The organism is Reinekea sp. (assembly GCF_982785585.1).
This window is the reverse complement of the sequence record NZ_CEYAVF010000005.1, coordinates 102,391-108,390: the sequence shown is the minus strand read 5'-3', so window position 1 is coordinate 108,390 and position 6,000 is coordinate 102,391. Positions and strand designations below refer to the sequence as shown.

Here is a 6,000-nt window from a genome sequence, read left to right as displayed (position 1 = left end):
TCACGGATGAGCCTCGTAATGGGAAAATAGGGCAGGTTGGTGCCTGTGAGTCCGAAAGACGGATAGTTGCAGATTTGTTGCCATGCATACCATATGATCATGGCTTCATTTGAATAGCAACAGTGACCTTAGTCACTGGGCAGCCGGCAATAGGCGCATTAGAATCTAAAGGAAATTGGTTTGAGAAAAATAGTGGATAGCGTGTACCAAAACTCCTTAGCCCAGAACGTTGAAGGCATGACCGGATACTTGGCTTGGGCCATTGTCTGCTACTTAACCCTCAGTTCTGAGCCGGCCGATACCTTGGCAGGCCAACTCAAGTTATTAACCATCGTACTCTGCCTATTACTGTTTATTCTTGGTTTTTACTTCACCACACGCGAACAGCCCTTTAAACGGATGGACAGCCGAATTCGTCAGCTGTCGGTGGTGGGCCAATTGATTGCCATTTTACTGATCCGCACCCTAACCAACTCAGGGGTGGTGTCGATATTGGCCGTCGCCCTAGCGGCCCAGTTACCGATTCGGTTTAATCACTTGCCGGCGCTAATGGGTGCGTTAGCGCTGATTGCTATCGACTACTTTTACAATGCGTTCTACTGGCAAACGCCTGATGCCTTGGTATGGACCGCTCTAGGTGGGGCTTTTAACCTATTTGCCTTTCGCATGAGTCAGCGGGTTATCCAAGAACAGGAAGCACGCGATGAAATCACCATGCTCAATCGCGAGCTGATTGCCACCCAGGCGCTGTTACAGGAATCAACCAAACAAAGTGAGCGACTGCGCATCTCACGTGACCTGCACGACGGTTTGGGACATCATTTAACGGCTCTGATTCTAAAATTACAGTATTTAACCTATACCACCGAAGGTGAAAACAAGGCCCATGTCGTTGAGGCCCATTGGGTCGCCAAACAATTGCTTACCGATGTGCGCGAAACGGTGCACGAGATGCGTGAAGGCTCCAATATCGGGCTTAAGGATGCATTGGATGCATTGGTCGCGCAAATTCCACGCTTGAAGATCGATCTCGTCGTGGCACCCAATTTTAAGCTCAACGATGCAAAAACCGCCGAAACTCTGTTTCGCTGCGTCCAGGAGGCAATCACCAATACCTTGAAGCATGGCAATGCCAGTGAAATGCATATTAGTCTGGCTCAGCAGCCCCATCAGGTTGAACTGGCGGTCAAGGATAATGGTCATTGCCAACTGAGCATTCACGAGGGTAACGGCCTAAAAGGGATGCGCGAACGCATCGAGAAATTACGCGGCCACATCGATATTAACACCGCGAGGGGCTTTGGCCTGAACATCCGCATCCCAACCATGGAGGCACTATGACTGCTACAGCGCAAAAAATGATTAGAGTAATGTTGGTCGACGACCAAAACCTCGTGCGCGAAGGGATTAAATCCTTACTCAATCTGGCGGGGCATATCGATATAGTCGGCGAAGCGGGTGATGGCGAAGAGGCCCTGAGTCTGTTTGCACCGCTCGCGCCCGATGTGGTGCTGATGGACATCCGAATGCCCAAACTCGATGGTGTATCGACCCTAAAGCAGATGAAAGATACTGGCATCGACATCCCCGTGATTATTCTCACCACCTTCGATGATCACGAGCTGGTGTTAAATGCCATACGAGCCGGCGCGCGAGGCTTTCTGCTAAAGGATGTGTCACTTGAGTCTCTTGTCGAGGCGATCGATTGCGTCCACCGCGGGGAAACCATGATTCAGCCAGCGGTAACGGAACGGGTGATAAAAGGCTTTACCGAATTGCAGAAAGACGGTGGCAGTCGCGTTGAGAAAGATCCGGTGCAAGATCCCTTAACCCAACGTGAAATTGAAATTTTACGCCTGATGGCCGGAGGCTACTCTAATAAAGAGATATCGCGCGCCATTTTCAAATCGGAAGGCACCATTAAAAACCATGTCTCCAATATTTTGGCCAAGCTGGGCGTCCGAGATCGGACCCGGGCGGTACTAAAAGCGTTAGAGCTCGGGATCATATAGGTTGTAAGGCATTAGAGCATTTTCCTCTTGGATCTTTAAATATCGCTCTAAAAGACTACAGTGTAGACGAAATTACCGATATACTCTGATATCAGTCGGCCCTCGGGCCTATTACCAACCCATTTTTTACTGGATAGTTGAATTGTTATGGCCAGGCCACGTTACCAACTCAATGCCAGAGACTGGCTCGATTGCCTCGACTGGCTCGATTATCAGTTGACCCTGCCGGATTGGCTTGGCCACCCGGAGCATCCTATTCATCGCACCGGGATTGCCAGTCTTAAAACGCATCTGAGCCATTGGCGCAGCATTGACCCGCCCGATGACGAACTCTATCAGACGGCTCAAGTGGTCCTAATCGAGGCGCTCGAGGATGACGATTGGGGTCGATTGCGGCGTGCCTTATCGGCCAAAAAACGGCGCCGACGGGACCGAAGACTCGACACCCAACCGGTCAATATCACCCTGAGTGCTCAGGCCCATAGGCTGTTGCTCGATTATAAATTTCTTTCAGGCGCCTTGACGCTCAGCGATGCGATTGAGCAAGGGCTGCAACCGGGGATGCTGGAACTCGAACAACAGCATGAACAGGACTTGTTCGCCGAACTGTTGCAGCGAATGGATCAGTTCAAGGCCTCCGATCTGGTCAAAATCATCGAAAACTATCTAAACCTCGCAGTGACACGGCGCAGCTTGGCTAATTCCTGCAAGATCGCCCAAAAGATGTTCCTCACCCGGCCAGATCGCACCGCCTATGAAATGATGATGGAACGTTTTGTCGAAGATCTGGTCTGGAACAGCGTCCACCTTAAAATCTCCTATCAAACGCTGGAACCCCTGATTGTTGATCCGCAGTCCAGCCCGGTACCTGAAATCGCCGAGCAGGCCCCAGTTGTTGGGCCCGTCTAGCGCGCAACTTGATTGCTGGGCCTGGTTGGGAAAACTTCCTAATGGGCCGCGCGATGGTTATTCTGTATCTCCCTGGACCACAAACGAAACCAGTTTATGAAGCCAATGGCCTTGATCACCGGTGCCTTCCTCGATGTATCCGGCGGTCGCTGAGGTCCAAGCGAACAAATAACCTTTAAAGGAAAGAGGAACAGGGCATGGAAAAACCTAAGATCATGGCTGGGCCCCTGCTGCTGGTCGTAACTATCAGCCTAGTGGCCCTGGTGCAGCTGCTGTCGCCGGTCGATTTGCGCGCTTTTGGCCTACAACCTCGCAGCCTGCACGGTTTCCTCGGGATCCTTACTATGCCGTTTTTACACGGCAACCTGGCGCATTTTTTGGGTAATATTGGCCCACTTGCGGTATTGGCCATAATGGTCAGTGCCAGTCAACGCGGTCGCTTCTATTCGATTACCATCAGTCTCATTGTCACAACGGGCGTCTTTACTTGGCTGCTGGCCAGTCCGGGCTATGTGGTCGGGGCATCGGGACTCATTTTTGCTTATTGGGGTTTCCTTATTGCAGCGGCGTGGCATCGCAGGGATTTAAAATCAATCGTCTTTGCGGCGGTAACGATTCTGATTTACGGTTCGTTGCTGCTGTCGTTAACCGAAATACGCCAGGGTATATCCTTTGCTGCACATTTCTCGGGTCTGATCAGCGGGCTCTGGCTGGCTAAATACATGGCCAAATAGTCTAGGATAGACAAAGGGGCAGGGTAACGGCATTCGACTTAAAGCGCGCCAGAGCATAAAAGAACCCAGCCTAGGCTGGGTTTAATATCTGCGCGGCGGCTGCGCTAGGCAACCTTTTCTTTCGCAGGCTTTTTCTGCGCCGGCCCCATCGGGACTTCCGGAATAAAGACGGTGAACAGTAGACCAATAACAATAATAAAGAAGCCAAACCAGAATATCTGCCGGGTCGCATCGGCCCAGAGCACCCTGAAACTGCGTTGCAGTGTGTCCACCTTTGCCATGGCCTGAGCCTGAGCGGTTGGTTCGGTCACCTGTTCCTGTATCGACCGCCTCAGTTGATCAAAATCGAACGATGCGGCCTGACTCTTGGTATGGGATTGGGCTTCCTCAGCACTCATATCAGAGGTCAAAGCCACCTTAAACTGGGCCGGGATCTGCGGTTCAATCTGAGTTGCAAAACCCATGGCCAGATGCGCGCTGAACACCGTACCGAGAAAGGCTAAGCCCATGCTGCTGCCCATTTGGCGCACAAAGGTCGCCGATGACGAGGCAACCCCCATCTTCTTGCGCGGTGCCGTGTTGATCATCATCTGGGTATAGAGCGGAATGGTCGGCCCTAACGCCATGCCTAAGACCACCAGTTTGATAATAACATTGAGCTGGGTCTGATCCGCGTCGAGGGTTAGGGCTAGCCACAGATAGCTCAGCATCAGAACCACCAGGCTTGGAATCAAGACCGGCTTATAGGAGCCAATGCGGGAGACTAGTTGACCACTGACCACATTACCAAACACCAGACCCAGGGTTAGGGGCGTCAGGGTCGCACCGGAACTGGTCGCGCTGACGCCCAAGACATTGACCATATAGAGCGGAATGAACACGATCGAACCTAAAAAGACGGCACCCAAGGAAAAAGAAGCCAATGCGGTCAGGCTGAAGGCACGATCCTTAAAGAGATCGAGGTCCAGTATGGCACCGTCGTGTTTCAGCTCATGGCGAATAAAGACAAAGGTGGCTAGGAACGATAGGGCAAACATCGAGAGGATCTCCAGCGAGTTCCAGGCATAGCTGACCGGTGCCAACGATAGCGCGATAAGCAGTGGCACAACCGACAACAGGAGCAGGGCCGCACCATAGAAATCGATCTGTTGCCCGGTGGTATGGCGCAACAGCGGCATCCTCTTATAGATAAACCACATGGCCACGCCGCCGACCGGCACATTGACCAAAAATACCCAATGCCAACTGATGTAATCGGTCAAGAGTCCGCCAATCCAGGGGCCAATGACCGAACTCAAACCAAACATGGCACCGAACAGCCCTTGATATTTGGGCCGGTCGCGCGGTTCAAAGAGATCGCCGACAACGGCAAAGGCATTGGCAAAAATAGCCGCAGAGCCGGCGCCTTGCATCGCGCGAAAAATGACTAACTGCAGCGGGGTTTGCGATAGGCCGCAGAGCACCGAGGCCACCACAAAAATGCCCAAACCCCACATCAGCATCGGTCGGCGACCATAGAGGTCGGACAACTTACCCCAGATCGGCAAGAGCGCGGTGCTGGTTACCAGATAAGAGGTGGTTAACCAGGTTATCCAATTGGTTGGAAAGGCCAGATCTTTGATAATCATCGGGGTCGCGGTGGAAACGATGGTTTGGTCCAGTGCGGCCATAAAGAGAGCCAATAAAACACCGACCAACGCTCCTTTGCGTTCGGCCGGGCTGATAACCGGGCCCTGTTCTGTTGTAGTCATTTCTTCTCCAAGTCACAAAAAAGGCGGATGCCGATTTTTAGAGTAATCGATAAAAAAATACCTATACGTCCGGAATCCTATGGAAATAGGGCGGTTTCAGGCTAATACTGCCGTGCGATGATAGATTTTTTCCGTCTGGGCGCCCTAGTGAAACAGTCTTGACACGCATTCTGACCGCCTCAGCGAAGCTACCCTAGGATGCGCGGCCTTACCGCTGATCTGGGCCGGGCATTGGGGACACTCGGCCATAACTTAAGGCCGGACGGTTAAAGCTTTTGTTTGAGTTGCTCTATACGGTTCCACGTTTTGCCATTGATTACCGGATCAAAGCCCATTCGCTTCAGTTCTTCCAGGGCCATCGACGAGCGCATACCCGAAGCACAGCAGACAATAATCGGCACGCTGAGCGTGGCAATCTGGATCTGAGCATTGCCAATGTCGGTGTGGGCTATATTAATAGCGCCGGTAACAGAACCGGAACTGAATTCAGCCGCGGATCGAACATCGATAATGCTGGCGCCTTGGCGCAGTGCATCGAGGAGCGCATCGGTGTCGTCGGCAAATAACTTCTTTAAGAATCCAAACATAGTCTAC

6 protein-coding genes are annotated in these 6,000 nt (G+C 52.1%); 4 read left to right on the top strand and 2 right to left on the bottom strand.

Annotated elements, in window-relative coordinates:
- Window positions 1–180 precede the first annotated feature (180 nt).
- From AC4FIC_RS03825 to AC4FIC_RS03810, 4 genes are all read left to right on the top strand, one after another.
- A complete protein-coding gene (locus AC4FIC_RS03825; RefSeq protein ID WP_145980264.1) occupies window positions 181–1,341 on the top strand; it encodes a sensor histidine kinase in 1,161 nt (386 codons plus the stop codon).
- The gene (locus tag AC4FIC_RS03820) at window positions 1,338–2,012 is read left to right on the top strand and encodes a response regulator (RefSeq protein ID WP_227003801.1); all 675 of its coding nucleotides are present in this window, start codon (window positions 1,338–1,340) and stop codon (window positions 2,010–2,012) included. Before AC4FIC_RS03825 ends, AC4FIC_RS03820 begins: the two co-directional genes overlap by 4 nt.
- A gap of 147 nt (window positions 2,013–2,159) precedes the next feature.
- On the top strand, window positions 2,160–2,921 hold the full coding sequence (locus AC4FIC_RS03815; RefSeq protein WP_273284370.1) for a hypothetical protein: 762 nt from the start codon (window positions 2,160–2,162) through the stop codon (window positions 2,919–2,921).
- A 197-nt stretch (window positions 2,922–3,118) separates the two neighbouring features.
- Window positions 3,119–3,655 (top strand): rhomboid family intramembrane serine protease, encoded by a 537-nt coding sequence (locus AC4FIC_RS03810; RefSeq protein WP_100257071.1) that lies wholly within the window; start codon window positions 3,119–3,121, stop codon window positions 3,653–3,655.
- Window positions 3,656–3,759: 104 nt separating this feature from the next.
- Here the strand turns inward: AC4FIC_RS03810 and AC4FIC_RS03805 are convergent, their stop codons facing one another.
- Window positions 3,760–5,406, bottom strand: coding sequence for an MDR family MFS transporter (locus AC4FIC_RS03805; RefSeq protein WP_100257070.1), 1,647 nt, complete (start codon window positions 5,404–5,406; stop codon window positions 3,760–3,762).
- A gap of 266 nt (window positions 5,407–5,672) precedes the next feature.
- Window positions 5,673–5,993: a rhodanese-like domain-containing protein gene (locus tag AC4FIC_RS03800; RefSeq protein WP_100257069.1), complete on the bottom strand. Its 321-nt coding sequence runs from the start codon at window positions 5,991–5,993 to the stop codon at window positions 5,673–5,675.
- Window positions 5,994–6,000 lie beyond the last annotated feature (7 nt).

Coding starts and splice junctions, on each gene's coding strand:
- AC4FIC_RS03820 (WP_227003801.1), top strand. CDS start 1,338: ATGACTGCTACAGCGCAAAAAATGATTAGAGTAATGTTGGTCGACGAC.
- AC4FIC_RS03815 (WP_273284370.1), top strand. CDS start 2,160: ATGGCCAGGCCACGTTACCAACTCAATGCCAGAGACTGGCTCGATTGC.
- AC4FIC_RS03810 (WP_100257071.1), top strand. CDS start 3,119: ATGGAAAAACCTAAGATCATGGCTGGGCCCCTGCTGCTGGTCGTAACT.
- AC4FIC_RS03805 (WP_100257070.1), bottom strand. CDS start 5,406: ATGACTACAACAGAACAGGGCCCGGTTATCAGCCCGGCCGAACGCAAA.
- AC4FIC_RS03800 (WP_100257069.1), bottom strand. CDS start 5,993: ATGTTTGGATTCTTAAAGAAGTTATTTGCCGACGACACCGATGCGCTC.